This window comes from Microvirga flocculans ATCC BAA-817 (assembly GCF_000518665.1).
GTDB classification, from domain to species: Bacteria; Pseudomonadota; Alphaproteobacteria; order Rhizobiales; family Beijerinckiaceae; genus Microvirga; species Microvirga flocculans.
In genome coordinates this window covers 178,798-193,601 of the sequence record NZ_JAEA01000007.1, presented here as the reverse complement: position 1 = coordinate 193,601, position 14,804 = coordinate 178,798, and the positions used below count along the sequence as shown (strand labels likewise).

General features: G+C 64.6%; 13 protein-coding genes and 1 tRNA gene. 7 read left to right on the top strand and 7 right to left on the bottom strand.

The window, feature by feature from the left end:
• Positions 1–26 precede the first annotated feature (26 nt).
• The 3 genes from L879_RS0109285 to L879_RS0109275 all read right to left on the bottom strand — a co-directional run bounded on the left by L879_RS0109285 (position 27) and on the right by L879_RS0109275 (position 2,943).
• Positions 27–2,192 carry a malate synthase G gene (locus L879_RS0109285; protein WP_027315861.1) on the bottom strand — a complete coding sequence of 722 codons (2,166 nt, stop codon included), beginning with the start codon at positions 2,190–2,192 and terminating at the stop codon, positions 27–29.
• 215 nt (positions 2,193–2,407) lie between these two features.
• Positions 2,408–2,483, bottom strand: a tRNA-Ala gene (locus L879_RS0109280).
• An 82-nt stretch (positions 2,484–2,565) separates the two neighbouring features.
• On the bottom strand, positions 2,566–2,943 hold the full coding sequence (locus L879_RS0109275) for a TIGR02300 family protein (protein ID WP_027315860.1): 378 nt from the start codon (positions 2,941–2,943) through the stop codon (positions 2,566–2,568).
• Positions 2,944–3,115: 172 nt separating this feature from the next.
• Here L879_RS0109275 and aroA point away from each other — a divergent pair, with 172 nt between their 5' ends.
• The 7 genes from aroA (at position 3,116) to L879_RS0109240 (ending at position 8,745) form a co-directional block, all read left to right on the top strand.
• A complete protein-coding gene (aroA, locus tag L879_RS0109270) occupies positions 3,116–4,465 on the top strand; it encodes a 3-phosphoshikimate 1-carboxyvinyltransferase (RefSeq protein ID WP_027315859.1) in 1,350 nt (449 codons plus the stop codon).
• A gap of 8 nt (positions 4,466–4,473) precedes the next feature.
• Positions 4,474–5,100, top strand: coding sequence for a (d)CMP kinase (gene cmk, locus L879_RS0109265; RefSeq protein WP_027315858.1), 627 nt, complete (start codon positions 4,474–4,476; stop codon positions 5,098–5,100).
• 86 nt (positions 5,101–5,186) lie between these two features.
• Positions 5,187–5,990 carry a DUF1194 domain-containing protein gene (locus tag L879_RS0109260; RefSeq protein WP_027315857.1) on the top strand — a complete coding sequence of 268 codons (804 nt, stop codon included), beginning with the start codon at positions 5,187–5,189 and terminating at the stop codon, positions 5,988–5,990.
• 8 nt (positions 5,991–5,998) lie between these two features.
• Entirely contained in the window at positions 5,999–6,376 is a 378-nt protein-coding gene (locus L879_RS0109255; protein WP_027315856.1) for a methylglyoxal synthase, read from the top strand.
• 422 nt (positions 6,377–6,798) lie between these two features.
• The gene (locus tag L879_RS0109250; RefSeq protein WP_035459157.1) at positions 6,799–7,596 is read left to right on the top strand and encodes an outer membrane protein; all 798 of its coding nucleotides are present in this window, start codon (positions 6,799–6,801) and stop codon (positions 7,594–7,596) included.
• An 83-nt stretch (positions 7,597–7,679) separates the two neighbouring features.
• Positions 7,680–8,171, top strand: coding sequence for a DUF2165 family protein (locus tag L879_RS0109245; protein WP_027315854.1), 492 nt, complete (start codon positions 7,680–7,682; stop codon positions 8,169–8,171).
• Between the two features lie 181 nt (positions 8,172–8,352).
• The gene (locus L879_RS0109240; protein WP_027315853.1) at positions 8,353–8,745 is read left to right on the top strand and encodes a hypothetical protein; all 393 of its coding nucleotides are present in this window, start codon (positions 8,353–8,355) and stop codon (positions 8,743–8,745) included.
• Positions 8,746–8,771: 26 nt separating this feature from the next.
• Here the strand turns inward: L879_RS0109240 and L879_RS0109235 are convergent, their stop codons facing one another.
• The 4 genes from L879_RS0109235 to L879_RS21080 form a co-directional block, all read right to left on the bottom strand.
• Positions 8,772–9,926: an MFS transporter gene (locus L879_RS0109235; RefSeq protein ID WP_051435180.1), complete on the bottom strand. Its 1,155-nt coding sequence runs from the start codon at positions 9,924–9,926 to the stop codon at positions 8,772–8,774.
• Positions 9,923–11,236: an HdeD family acid-resistance protein gene (locus tag L879_RS21085; protein ID WP_051435179.1), complete on the bottom strand. Its 1,314-nt coding sequence runs from the start codon at positions 11,234–11,236 to the stop codon at positions 9,923–9,925. Before L879_RS21085 ends, L879_RS0109235 begins: the two co-directional genes overlap by 4 nt.
• A gap of 351 nt (positions 11,237–11,587) precedes the next feature.
• The gene (hrpB, locus tag L879_RS0109220) at positions 11,588–14,053 is read right to left on the bottom strand and encodes an ATP-dependent helicase HrpB (RefSeq protein WP_027315851.1); all 2,466 of its coding nucleotides are present in this window, start codon (positions 14,051–14,053) and stop codon (positions 11,588–11,590) included.
• Positions 14,054–14,094: 41 nt separating this feature from the next.
• Positions 14,095–14,715: an HAD family hydrolase gene (locus L879_RS21080; protein ID WP_438268224.1), complete on the bottom strand. Its 621-nt coding sequence runs from the start codon at positions 14,713–14,715 to the stop codon at positions 14,095–14,097.
• Positions 14,716–14,804 lie beyond the last annotated feature (89 nt).

Below are 14,804 nucleotides of genomic sequence, written 5' to 3'. Positions count from 1 at the left end.
CCGCTCCTGCGGCGCCCCATTCCGGTTTACTTCGCTCCGGCCTTCGCCTCACGGCGGCGCTCGTGGAGGATCCATTCCGTATAACCGTTGGGCTGGGCCGCGCCCTTGAAGACGAGATCGCAGGCAGCCTTGAAGGCGGGGCCGTCGAAGCCTGGCGCCATCGGCCGGTAGAGCGGATCGCCCGCATTCTGCCGGTCGACCACCTCCGCCATGCGGCGCAGGGTCTGCATCACCTGTTCCTGGCTGACGATGCCGTGGCGCAGCCAGTTGGCAAGGTGCTGACTGGAGATCCGCAACGTCGCGCGGTCTTCCATGAGGCCCACGTCGTGGATGTCAGGCACCTTCGAGCAGCCGACGCCCTGGTCGACCCAGCGCACCACGTAGCCGAGGATGCCCTGGCAGTTGTTGTCGAGTTCCTGCTGCACGGCGTCCGGCGCCCAGTTGGACTGCGAGACCGGAATGGTCAGGATGTCCGAGAGCTTCGCGCGCGGGCGCGTCTTCAGCTCCTCCTGGCGCGCCTGCACGTCGACCTGATGATAATGCAGCGCATGCAGCGTCGCGGCGGTGGGCGACGGCACCCAGGCGGTGTTGGCGCCCGCCTGCGGGTGGCCGATCTTCTGCGCCAGCATGTCGGCCATCTTGTCGGGCGCTGCCCACATGCCCTTGCCGATCTGGGCCTTGCCGGGAAGGCCGCAGAGCATGCCGACATCCACGTTGTTGTCCTCGTAGGCCTTGATCCAGGCGGTCGCCTTCATGTCGTTCTTGCGGATCATGGGACCGGCTTCCATGGAGGTGTGGATCTCGTCGCCGGTGCGGTCCAGGAAGCCCGTGTTGATGAACACGATGCGCTCGGCGGCGGCCCTGATGCAGGCCTTGAGGTTGACGGAGGTGCGACGCTCCTCGTCCATGATGCCCATCTTGAGCGTGTTGCGGGCAAGGCCCAGCATGTCCTCCACGGCGGCGAAGAGATCGCTGGCAAAGGCCACCTCGTCCGGCCCGTGCATCTTGGGCTTCACGATATAGACCGACCCTGCGCGGCTGTTGCGCAGGGGCCCGGAGCCCTTCAGGTCGTGGATCGCGATGAGCGACGTGACGGCGGCATCGAGAATGGTCTCGGGGATCTCCTCGCCCTTCTCGTCGAGCACCGCATCGGTGAACATGTGATGGCCCACATTGCGCACCAGCATGAGGCTGCGCCCATGCAGGCGCAGCTCGCCGCCGTTCGGCAGGGTATAGACCCGGTCCGGGTTGAGGCGCCGCTCGATGGTGCGCCCGCCCTTCTCGAAGCTCTCGCTCAGGTCGCCCTTCATGAGGCCGAGCCAGGTGCGGTAGACCTGCACCTTGTCCTCGGCATCGACCGCGGCGACCGAGTCCTCCAGGTCCATGATGGTGGAAACCGCCGATTCCAGGACCACGTCGGCGACACCCGCCGGGTCCTCGGCCCCGATGGGGTGGGAACGGTCGATGCGGATATCGAGATGCAGGTTGTTGTGGCGCAGGAGCACCGAGGAGGGATGGGCCGCCTCGCCCTGGTAGCCCACGAGCTGGACCGGATCGGCGAGGCCGGTCTCCGTGCCGTCCCGAAGCGTAACGATCAGGGTGCCGTCCCGGAGGGCATAGGAGGCCGCGTCCCTATGGCTGCCCGTCGCCAGGGGGGCTGCCCGGTCGAGCACCTCGCGGGCGCGGGCCACGACCTTGGCGCCGCGGATCTTGTTGTAGCCGCCCGAGCGGGTGGCCCCTTCCTCCTCCGAAATCGCATCGGTCCCGTAGAGGGCGTCGTAGAGGCTCCCCCAGCGGGCATTGGCGGCATTGAGCGCATAGCGGGCGTTGGAAACCGGCACCACGAGCTGGGGACCTGCGATGCGGGCGATCTCGTCGTCCACGTTCTGCGTCTGAACCGAGAAATCCCCCGGCTCGGGCAGGACATAGCCGATGTCGCGCAGGAAGCGCTCGTAATCGGCCTGATCGAAGGGCTTGCCGGCCCTGGCGCGGTGATAATCGTCGATCTGGGCCTGGATCTTGTCGCGGACGGCGAGGAGCTCGCGGTCCCGCGGGGCGAAGTCCCTGACCAGGCCGGCCAGCCCCTTCCAGAAAGCCTCGGCGGATACGCCGGTGCCGGCCAGCGCCTCTCGCTCGATGAAATCATGAAGAACCGGTGCAACCTGGAGGCCGTTCGTCTGGACGCGCGTCATCGTTCCCGCTTTCGGTGGGTGGAAGATCCTGGCCTTAGCTTAAGGCGGCCTGACTAAAAATGAAGATCATGGGTCTTTCCATGAGACAAAGGGCGCATGAGGTAAACGCATCAGGCGTAAAAGAAGCCCCGTTCCGCCTCGGAAAGCGCCACTGAAGGGCGCGGGCCACGGAGCAACAAAAAAGCCGCCTGAAACGGCGGCCTTTTTGGAAAATTTGGTGGAGCCAGGCGGGATCGAACCGCCGACCTCTTGCATGCCATGCAAGCGCTCTCCCAGCTGAGCTATGGCCCCTTGAAAGCCGCGGCGCTCGGGGTGCCGCGGCGGGTCGCTGTATGAAGCAGCGGCGTCTCTATAGTCGCCTCTGCTTCGAGGTTCAAGCCTCTTCGTCGTCTTCCAGATCGCTGTCGATCAGGTCCGACACGTCGTCGTCGCCCTCTTCCTCGTCCTCGAGGAAAGTGTCGTCGTCGGCAACGTCATCGCCCACGTCGATATCGTCGTCGACCGGGATATCCTTCTCGTTCTCATCGGCCTCGACCTCGTCGAGGGAGACCATTTCCGGCCCGACCGATTCGAGATCGGCCTCGTCCTCTTCCTCGGCGCGGGCGGCCACGGGAGCGGCCACACGGGTCAGGGCCGTGGCCTGGAAGACCGTGCCGCATTTCGGGCACACGGCCGGGTCCTTGTTGAGATCGTAGAATTTCGCGCCGCAGCTCATGCACTGGCGCTTCAAGCCGAGTTCCGGTTTGGCCACGGGAGATGCCTTCGAAAGTGAATGGTTGGGAAGGCTCCGTTAGTCGTGAGGGAAAGGCTTGTCAAATAGGAAATTGCAATGACGCGTCCGAGCTTAAGCCAGCTAGCGCGTGACGGCGGGAAAACACCGTGTTAGGAGCCCGCCCTAACAAGAAGGCTCAAGGAACTCTCAAATGTCCCACGCGCATGGATCGCCGTCCCCGGTCGCCAGCAGGTCTGGAACGCCCCTGAAGGGGCGCATTCGCGTTCCCGGCGACAAGTCGATTTCCCACCGTTCCATGATCTTCGGCCTCCTTTCCATTGGAGAAACCCGTGTCGAAGGGCTTCTGGAGGGCGACGACGTGCTGCGCACGGCCGAGGCCTGCCGGGCGCTCGGCGCCACCATCACCCGCGAGGCTCCCGGCCGCTGGCGCATCGTGGGCGTCGGCATCGGCGGGCTGACCGAGCCCAAGGGTGTTCTCGATTTCGGCAACGCGGGCACCGGCTCGCGCCTCATGATGGGCGTCGCGGGGAGCCATCCGATCACCACGACCTTCGACGGCGACGCCTCCCTGCGCAAGCGCCCCATGCGCCGGATCCTCGACCCTCTGGTCAAGATGGGCGTCACGGTGGTCAGCGAGGCCGAGGGCGGACGGGTCCCCCTGACCCTGCGAGGCCCCAAGGAAACGATTCCGATCGTCTACGAGACCCCGGCGGCCTCGGCCCAGATCAAGTCGGCCATCCTTCTCGCCGGCCTCAACTCGCCGGGCAGGACCACCGTGATCGAGCGCGAGGCGACCCGTGACCATACGGAACGCATGCTGCGCCATTTCGGGGCGAGCGTGGAGGTTGTCCCCCACGGGGCCGAGGGACGCGCCATCACCCTCCAGGGACAGCCGGAGCTGCGCGGGACCGAGATCGTCGTGCCGACAGACCCCTCCTCCGCAGCCTTCCCCCTGGTGGCGGCCCTGATCACTCCCGGCTCGGACGTGATCATCGAGGGCGTGATGATGAACCCGCTGCGCACGGGCCTCATCACCACCCTGATCGAGATGGGCGCCTCCATCGAGCGCCTGAACGAGCGCGACGAGGGCGGCGAGACGGTGGCGGACCTGCGTGTGCGCCACAGCCGGCTCACCGGCGTGACCGTTCCCCATGCCCGCGCCCCGGCCATGATCGACGAGTACCCGATCCTGGCGGTCGCGGCCTCCTTCGCTGAAGGCACGACCCGGATGCAGGGCCTCCACGAGTTGCGCATCAAGGAATCCGACCGCCTGGCGGCCGTCGCCGCCGGTCTGGCGGAAGCGGGCGTCGAGCATGAAATCGAGGGAGACGACCTCATCGTCCACGGCTCCAGCGGCACGGTCCGCGGCGGCGGCAATCCGGTCGCCACCCATCTCGACCATCGCATCGCCATGTCCTTCCTGGTCATGGGCCTGGCCACGCAGGAGCCGATGACGGTGGATGACGGCGCCATGATCATGACGAGCTTCCCGACCTTCATCCCGCTCATGCGGGAGCTGGGCGCCGCGATCCAGGACTGAGCCCGCCCATGATCATCGCCATCGACGGTCCCGCCGCTTCGGGCAAGGGCACCCTGGGAAAGCGCCTTGCCGAGCATTACGGTTTCGCCCATCTCGATACCGGCCTGCTCTACCGGGCGGTCGCCCGCGCGCTCATGGACCGGGACATTCCCCTGACCGACCGGGATGCGGCGGCGCATGCGGCACAGAACCTGGACGTCTCGCATCTGGAGGACGATACCCGCCTGCGCGGCGCGGCGATGGGCGAAGCGGCCTCCGTGGTCTCCGCCTATCAGCCCGTCAGGGACGCTCTGCTTGCCTTCCAGCGCCAGTTCGCGGCCCGGAAGCCCGGCGCCGTGCTCGACGGGCGCGACATCGGGACCGTGGTCTGCCCGGATGCCGACGTGAAGCTGTTCATCACCGCCTCCCCCGAAGAGCGGGCGCGCCGCCGGCATCTCGAACTGCAGCGGCGCGGTGAGCAAGCCGCCTATGAGACGATTCTCGAGGACATCCGCCGCCGGGACGAACGCGACATGAGCCGCAGCACCGCGCCGCTGAAAGCCGCCGCGGACGCCCTTACCCTCGACACGACCGACCTGGACGCCGATGCGGCCTTCGATGCCGCTCTGAAGATGGTGGAGAGCAGCCGTTCATAGGACCTCTGGTCCCACGGCGACCGTGCCTTAATTTTACAAGCTGGCTCACTTCGAAAACCAACCCGGCTCCCGCACAGGAGATCCCGATGGTTCGCTCCGGCTTCCCCCGCCTTGCCGCAGGACTGGCCTGCCTTTGGGCGCTGCTTGCGCAACCGGCGCAAGCTCAACCAGAGGCGGATGTCGACCTCGCCCTGGTGATCGCCGTCGACATCTCCTTCTCGATGGACACGGACGAGCAGGCCCTGCAGCGGGAGGGCTTCGCCCAGGCCTTCCGCTCCAAGCCCGTCCATGACGCGATCCGCGGCGGGATGCTGGGCAGGGTTGCCGTGACCTACATGGAATGGGCGGGCTCGCCGGATCAGAAGGTCATCGTCCCCTGGACGATCCTGGACAATTCGGAAAGCCTGATGGCCTTCGCCGACAGGATCGCCGCAACGCCCCTGCGGCGTGCCCAGCGGACCTCGATCTCGAGCGCCATCGACTTCAGCGTGAAGCTCTTGCAGGAAAGCGGCGTCAATGCCGCGCGGCAGGTCATCGACATTTCGGGCGACGGCCCCAACAACCAGGGTCGCCTCGTGCTGGAAGCCCGGGACGAAGCACTCGCCAAGGGGATTGTCATCAATGGGCTGCCGATCATGCTGCGCCAGCCCGGCTATCTCGACATTCCGGATCTCGACATTTATTACAGGGATTGCGTGATCGGCGGACAGGGCTCGTTCACCGTTCCGGTGCGGGAGCGCGACCAGTTCGTGGAGGCCATCAAGACCAAGATCCTGCTCGAAGTGGCCAACCTCGTGCCCGAGACGCTCCGGATCGATCGCGTTCAGTCCCCTCCCCGCACCAACTGCATGGCCGGCGAGATGCAGTGGCGCGACCGCTGGAGCAATTGAGCGATCTCATGACACAATTGACGCTGGCGCTCGTCGCGCACGACGCCAAGAAGGACGACATGGCCGAATTCGTGGCCATGCACGAGAACGACATCCGCCCTTTTACTCTCTTCGCCACCGGTACCACGGGCGGGCGTGTGATGGAGCGCTGTCCGTCTCTCTCCGTCACGCGGCTCAAAAGCGGCCCGCTCGGCGGCGACCAGCAGATCGGCGCGATGATCGCGGAAGGAAAGGTCGATGCCCTGTTCTTCTTCGTCGATCCGCTCTCGCCGCATCCGCATGACGTGGACGTGAAGGCGCTGATGCGCCTCGCCCTCGTCTACAACATTCCGATGGCGCTCAACCGCGCCACGGCCGAGCGGCTGATCGAAACGTTCAGGCGATAAGCGAACCGACGAGCCGTCCGCCGGAATATCCCTCGATCATGGCCTTGGCACGGGGCGGAGCGCTGGAGCCTGGCGAGGCTTTCAGGCGTGGACTTTGTGGATTGAGAGCCTGAAGGCGCCTTTTCCAGAACGTCCCTTCCGGTCCAGTGCCTTACTCCGCAACACGATTGCCCGATCCCTGCATAAACGAAAGGACCCTGCCTTTTGGGGCAGGGCCGAGTTCTCCTCGCCTCCGGATGATCATCCGCAAGCGAGACGATCCTGCGCAATGTGCCTCGCCAGAGTCAAGAGACAATAAGACAATTTAGAAATCATTAGGAATATGACCTGAAGATTGACGTAGAGTATTGCAGTAATATCAGGATATTCCTATACGTAAGGTCATGGTCGCAACAGCGACTCCTTGCACAAGGATACACCCTATGTCTCATCGTCTTCTTGCCCTGCTGGCCAGCTCCGCCGCTGTGGCGCTTGCCACGACGGCTGCCTCCGCCGCCGACCTTCCGTCCCGCCGCGCCCCGGCTCCCGTGGTCGCCGCAGCGCCCCTGTTCACCTGGACCGGTTTCTACGCCGGTGTGAACGCGGGCTATACCTGGGGCGACAACACGATGACGCTCAGCTCCGTGGATCCGGACTTCTTCGCGGGCGTGCCCCTCGCCGGTTTCGGCCGCAGCAAGAACGAAGGCAGCTTCACGGGCGGCGGACAGATCGGCTACAACTACCAGATCGGCTCGGCCGTTCTCGGTCTTGAGACCGACCTGAACTACGTCAACCTGAACGACCGCTACGCCCTGACCTTCGCCGATGCGGTCGATTCCGCCATCCTCGAAGCTCGCCACAAGGTTCAGTGGTTCGGCACCCTGCGCGCCCGTCTCGGCTTCACGCCGGCAGAGCGCCTGCTGGTTTACGCCACCGGCGGTCTTGCCTACGGTTCCGTGAAGACCAACACCGGACTGGCCGTCGACACCGCTGACATGGGCTCCGGCGCGTTCTCCGCTTCGAAGTCCGACACCCGGTGGGGCTGGGCCCTCGGCGCCGGCGCCGAGTATGCGGTCACAAACAACCTGACGCTCAAGGCCGAGTACCTCTATGTGGATCTCGACTCCAAGAACCTGTCTGCGACCAGCCCGCAGTTCCCCGGCGTCAGCTACAACGTGAAAGACGAGACGAGCTTCCACACCCTGCGCGCCGGCCTGAACTACAAGTTCAACAGCTACTGATCGTCGACGCTTCTTCATGGAAAGGCCCGAGATCTCTCGGGCCTTTTTTGTATTCATACGCCGTGAAACGGATCGCAACAGCCATGGTCGTCGTACGCGCTTCAAAGACACTCATGGTTGCCGCCATGGGCTTGTTCGCAAGTCTCGTGGCCTTCGGGAACATCACGGATTACGGCACGAACTTCGCCTTCGTCGCGCATGTTCTGTCCATGGACACGGTGTTTCCGGACACGGCCATCAAGTCCCGGGCCGTCATGACCCCGGCGCTTCATCACGCCGCCTACATCCTCATCATCGCGGCCGAAACCGTCATGGCCGTTCTCTGCTGGGTCGGTGCCTACCGGATGCTGAAGGGACTCAGAAAACCGGCTTGCGAATTCAACCGCTCCAAGGGGATCGCCATCACAGGCCTGACACTGGGCTTTCTCATCTGGCAGGTTGGCTTCATGTCGATCGGGGGCGAATGGTTCGGCATGTGGATGTCTCAGACTTGGAACGGTGTTCCATCCGCCTTTCGCTTCGTCGTCACTCTGCTTGCCGTCTTGATCTATGTAACGGTTCCGGACAGCGACTGATGCACGGCAAGGACTTTGTGACCGTCGACAATCGGCGCAAGAGGATCGCTCCATGCAGGGTACCTGCCCTGCAAAGGGCGTACCCTGATCGGACCCTTGAACTAGTGCCGAAAAACGTCCTTGATTTTTATCCTACCGCTGCCGCAGTGTTGCGTTCCTCCCCATCGGTGATCGACGTCTCATGAAGATTTTAGCCCTCGCTGCAGCTGCTCTTCTTTTTGCCGGTCAGGGCGCATTCGCGTGCTATGAGGATGGCGATGCGCCGATCCTGACGGGAAGGCTCATCTCCGTGCAGCCAGCCATAGCTTCCGCGTCGGGCGCATCGTCAGCCACGGAACCATATTACGTGCTGGAGCTCGACGCGCCGGTCTGCATCAAGGGCGAGTACAGCAACAGGATCGCCCGGGACATTCGCAGCGTGCACGTGTTCGCGGTCGAGCGCGCCAGGGAAGCGGACCTGAAGAGGAACGCGGGAAAGCGGGTTTCCGTGGCCTTTATGACCGTGTTCGAAGAATACAACAGCCTCCATCGCCGACCGATGGTCGGATCCATTCGTACGATCAAGCAACTCTGATGACTGAAGGCAGCGCCGTCGCTGCATCACGTCTCGCTCTTGAGCCGCAGGGCGAACAGCACGAAGACGAGGCAGGCGAGGCTGACGAAGAGCGGAAGGCCGTGCGCTGAGACGTCCATGGCTAGACCTGCGAGAGCCGGCCCCAGCAAGGCGCCAGCGCCCCATGTGAGCCCCATGACGGCATAGATGCCGACGAGCTCTCCACCCTTGAAGCGGCTGCCGACCACGGTCAGCATGATCGTGTAGATTCCAACGAACAGGCCGCCCCAGAAGAACACTGTGGCATGAGCCAGCCACGGCGTTTGAAGAACGAACGGCCAGATCAGCGCTCCGCAGGCCGCGAGCATGCCCAGGATCAGGACAAGCCGACGGCGGTCCATCTTGTCCCCGAGCCATCCGATGGGAAGCTGGAGCAGAATGGCTCCGAACATCATGGTCGCGATCAGCCGCGCTGCGCTTTCCTCGGCCCAGCCGTTACCCATGGCGTAAAGAGCGAGAAAGGACAGTCCGGCCGTCTCGACCGCTGCATTCAAAATCGTCGTCGCTATGGCGACAGGAGCGAGACGAGCATAGCGGATCGGATTGCCCATGCCATGGGCTTCGCGAGCCGGCGTGACGACGATGGGGAGTGCGATCACGCACAAGGCCAGCGCCGCAAGACCCGCGCCGATGTAATAGGGAGTCGCATCCGCTGTGCCTGTCCATGAGAGGATGAGCGGCCCCAGGGCGAAGCCGAGGGACAGGGATGCGGTGTAGACCGCCATGGCCCTTGCGCGGATTCGTTCCGTGCTCAGAAAGTTGATCCAGGTTTCCGAAAGCACAAACAGAATTTCGGAGGCCATGCCGAGCAGAAAGCGCAAGGGGAACCAGAGCCAGACGAAAGGCACTGCCGGGAACAGCACGAGCACAATGGCCGCCGAGCCAAGCGCCGAGATCACGAGCGGGCGCGCTCCCCATAGGCCGACGAGCCGGGGAAGGAGCGGCGCGATTGTGAGAACGCCGATGGCATGCATCGCGGCATTCAGGCCGATCATCGATTCCTCGAATCCGCGTTCTGAGAGATCGAGGGCGATCAGCGCAGCGCTGAGGCTGTAGGTGAGGCCGAACATCATCGCGGTCGCGATGACGGCACCGGCCGACGCGATGCGGCGGTTGGAAGCCAGGACGATCTCTTGTGTCATGCGGCGGCTCTCGCCTCGGTGCGAACCCTGCGATGCTCCCGCAGCATGTTCCGGAACTTGCTTGGCCAGCGCACGGGTGAGGGATGCACGATCCGGCGCAAGGCCCGCGCGTAATCGAGCACGAGGCCCGGGGTCCAAGTCATCGACTCGGCACGCCCATGCAGGATCGCCGCAAGCCAGAGATCGGGATTGGCGAGAAGCCGCAGAAAGACCCGCCAAACCTTGTCGGTCCTGAGAACACCTTCGAGGGCCGATTCCAGGGCGAGCGCGACCACGACGGAGCAGTTGCGGTTAGCCAGGTTGTAGGTATCGTCCTGCTGATACGCCATCCAGAACGCCGCGAGATTGGCGGCGTTGAACCGGCTGAACTTCACATGCGCGTCGGCCTCCCGCCATTGCGACGCCTCGTAGGAGTAAGACGGCTGGAACCGGCCGGGCACGTCGTTCTCGGGGTTGGCGCGGATCACCCTGACGAGATCGTTCGCGGACCGGTCGATCTCAACGGCGGGGTAATGGCTGACATAGATGTCGTCGCCGCATTCCAGCGCGGCGTGTCCGGTCGAGATGACGCCGTTGCGGTCGACGGCGACGATGTAACGATCGATGACGGGCCGCTGGCGTGTGTGCTCGTCGTCCCCTCGCGGCGTCCAGACCCTAACGGAGAGAAGATCCGCCTTCGGCTGCGCCTGCAGCATGGCAGTGTCGAGGCGCGGCACCCATCGCGAGCGTGCGAAGAGCGGCCATTGCCCGGGTTCCGGCGGCAGGTTTCGCAGATTCATGGCCAACCGGATGAATGTGAAGCCGGACAGGAGCAGCGCGATGCCGATGCAGAAAGGCACGGTCTTTGTGTAGGAAACCGGCCAGCTCGCGAAGGACAGCACCGCAAGAACGATCTCGCCGGTCGCGATGCCTGCTATCGCTTTCCATCGCGGATAACGCACGAGGAACGCGGCAACGAGGCGGACAGAGCCATCCAGCAGAAAGGCGATGCCGAAGAGAAGGCTGTTGGCAATGTCGTTGTGCCAGGGAAGATCGATGATCAGCAGGCCCATGACCAGCATGATCAATCCTCGCGCGAGGAAGAACCGCCCTCTGTAGCGCCCGAGACTGACCGTGAGCAGGATCGCCCCCAGCCCTTCGGCGACGAGAAGGTATCCGAACGCTTCCGTCACGACGGCTGTCACACCATCGGCGGCATCCATGAGAATCGCGAGTCCGAGGATTCCCCAGAAAGCGCCGAAGGCGGCAAGTGATCGCCACTGACGCCGCATCGTCTCGAAACCTATCAGGATGATGGCGAGCCTGATCATGCGAGCTTTCCGTGCAACTGTATTTCAGGAAGCGTAACCAGCACTTCGCACAAGGCGAACGTGAGATGCGCAAGGTCGCCGAAGGGCATCGTCATGAGCGGATGCATTCCGAAGGATGGGAGAATTTCCCTTTAGCACCGTCTTCGTTCAGGCGACAAGGCAAGTGGATGTGTGCCGTCGAGGGAATGCGATGGGTGTTGCGCGGTTGTGACGGGGACAAGCGCCGGAATCGAACTAACGTTCGATGGAACAACCGGAACGCGCGTGATGCGTGTGCATCAAGCAGAGAAACATTATCCCGTTTTATGTCGAGTGCGATGGATCGTTCGAGCACGCGGCATGGAACGGAGCTCAAGTGCCTCGCGGCTTGGCGCGGCGCGTCGGCGGCGCGGTCAGCGGATCTTCAGGCCAGGGATGCTTCGGATATTGCCCGCGCATATCGGCCCGGACGGCAGCCCAGGAACCGCGCCAGAAACCTGGCAGATCGCGGGTGATTTGAATCGGGCGCTGCGCCGGCGAGAGCAGGTGCAGGATGAGCGGCACACGCCCGGCTGCGAGGGTGGGATGCGTGTCGAGCCCGAACAGTTCCTGCACCCGCACCGCCAGAACGGGCCCCTCCTCCGCGCCGTAATCGATCGGGATCTGCGATCCCGTCGGCACCTCGAAATGGGTGGGAGCTTCTGCATCGAGCCGCCGCTGAAGATTCCACGGCAAGAGGCTGCGCAGGGCCTCGCTGAGCAGATCGGGACCGATCTCGCCGAGGCCGCTCTTGCCGACGAGGTGAGGCGCAAGCCATTCTCCCGCCGTTCGGGCCAGCGCCTCGTCCGAGAGGTCGGGCCATTCCTCGCCCTCGGCCTGACGCAGAAACATCACGCGCTCCCGCCACTGCGCGAGAGCCTTCGACCACGGCAGCGCAGCGAGCCCCAGCGCGACCAGTCCCTCGGCCAGCGCCCTTGCCGCCTCATCGGTCGCCGGAACCTTCAGAGGGCGCTCGTTCAGCAGCAGGGCGCCCAGGCGCCTGACGCCCCGCGCCCGGAGTGCTTTGGCCTGTTTGTCGAAGGTGACCTCGTCGCGCTGGACGATGGCATTGCCGTATTGCGCCTCGATCTCTTCCGGTGAGATGGCGGCCGCCGCGAGGATGCGCGCGGAGGCGGCTCCGCCGGCGATTTCGGCAACGGCGAGATAGGGCTCCTTCGCCAGTCGCTCATGCGCATCGAGCGTGGCCCCGCGTCCGTTGGCCATGAGATAGTCGCCGGGTTTGCCGCGGGCCTTGGCGAGACGGTCGGGATAGGCGAGCGTGAGGATCGCTCCGACGGAGTATGGTTCGCCCTTCGATGCGCCGTTGTGTCCTTTCGCCCAACCCTCGGCCATGCGCCGCATGTCCTCCGCGCGCCTGGAGCGGTCACGGCGAAAGCGCTCGACGCGCTCGGCCAAATCCACCGCATCGCCGCCGAGGCCGCGCTCGACGAGAACGGCGGCGATGTCCGCCGCATCGCGCGCCTGGCCTCTCTCTCCCGCATGCAGGATCATCCGTGCGAGGCGCGGCGGCAGCGGCAGATCGCGCAGGCGATGGCCTGTATCGGTGATGCGTCCCACCTCATCGAGGGCGTCGAGCTGCTGCAGCAGCGCCTTCGCCTCCTTGAGCGCCGGAGCCGGGGGCGGATCGAGGAAAGCGAGCGTGGCCGGATCGGTCACGCCCCAGGCCGCGCAATCGAGCAGCAGGGGCGCGAGATCGGCGGCCAGGATTTCCGGGCGCGCGAAGGGCTCCAGCGCTCCGGTGGCGGCCTCCTCCCAGAGGCGGTAGCACACCCCGGGCTCGGTGCGGCCCGCGCGGCCACGGCGCTGATCCGCTGCGGCTCGCGAAACGCGAACGGTTTCCAGGCGCGTGAGGCCGATATTCGGCTCGAAGACCGGAACGCGAGCAAGACCTGAATCGACGACCACGCGCACACCTTCGATGGTCAGCGACGTTTCCGCGATAGAGGTGGCGAGCACCACCTTGCGCCGCCCGGGCTTTACGGGGCTGACGGCCAGATCCTGCTCGCCGCGCTCCAGTGCACCATAAAGCGGCGCGATATCGATGGCAGGATCGGCGATGCGCTCCCGGAGAAGGGTCTCGACCCGGCGGATTTCCCCTTGCCCCGGCAGGAACACCAGCATGGAACCCGTCTCCGCCCTCAGGCCGCGCACGACCGCATCTGCAACCTGCTCTTCGATGCGCTTGTTCGGATCGCGCCCGAGATAGCGCGTCTCGACCGGATAGGCGCGGCCTTCGGATTCGATCACGGGCGCATCGCCCAGGAGCTTCGCGACGCGTGCGCCGTCGAGCGTTGCCGACATGACGAGCAGGCGCAGGTCCTCACGCAAGCCGCTTTGCGCATCGAGCGCCAGGGCGAGGCCGAGATCGGCATCGAGGGAGCGTTCGTGGAACTCGTCGAAGAGCACGGCGGCAATGCCATCGAGGCTCGGATCGTCGAGGATCATACGCGCGAAGACGCCCTCGGTCACGACCTCGATCCGCGTCTTCCGGCTCACCTTGGAGCCGAGGCGCACACGAAGGCCCACCGTCTCACCGACCTGCTCGTCCAGCGTCTGCGCCATGCGCGCGGCGGCGGCGCGGGCGGCCAGGCGGCGGGGCTCCAGCACGATGATCTTTCCACCCTTCACCCAGGGCTCGTCCAGCAGCACCAGCGGCACGCGCGTCGTCTTGCCCGCGCCGGGAGGCGCGACGAGCACCGCATTCGGCCGCAAGCGAAGGCTCGCCGTCAGGTCGCCGAGAACGGCATCGATGGGAAGGGAGGTGTCGAAAGCGCGCATGCCGCCCGATGGCTCAAGCTGAGACGAAGAGCAAGCTGCCCTTACACAGGAAAGTCATAGCGCCTGAGTTCGTCGCCCAGGTCGACCTGCTCATGAGGATAATGGATCGTATGCATGCCGACGTCGCGGGCCGCCTCGATATTGGCAGGCGAATCGTCAATGAAGACGCAATCCCCAGCCTCAAGTCCATAGCGATCCAACAGCAAGTGATAGATGGCGGGATCGGGTTTCAGGAGACGTTCGTCGCCCGAGACGATGACGCCATCGAACCCGGCGAGGAACGGGAAGCGCTGCTGCGCCAGAACGAACTTGGGTCCGGAGAAATTCGTGATGCAGTAGTTCGGCACCTTCGCGTCCCGCAGCCGATGGAGAAGCGCGACGTTCTGCTCGAAGACGCCGGATACGGTTTCCGTCCAGCGCTCATGGAAGGCGCGGATCGCACTCTGGTGGGTAGGATGGTCCTTCACGAGCAAGGCTACGGCCTCATCCCAATCGCGCCCGCGATCCTGCTCCACATTCCAGTCATGGGTGCAGACATTGGCCAAAAACCATTCCATCTGCGCCTCGTCGTCGAAGATGTGACGGTAGAGATTGCGCGGGTCCCAGCGCAGGAGAACATTGCCGACGTCAAAGACGACAGTGGTTGGGTTCCTCACGGTCACGATCATTCCCTTTGCAGCTTCGGCCTCAGGATCTTCAGCTTTTTCGATGCGCAGGTTGAAGACTCGCGACCATGAACCTGGGCTGAAGG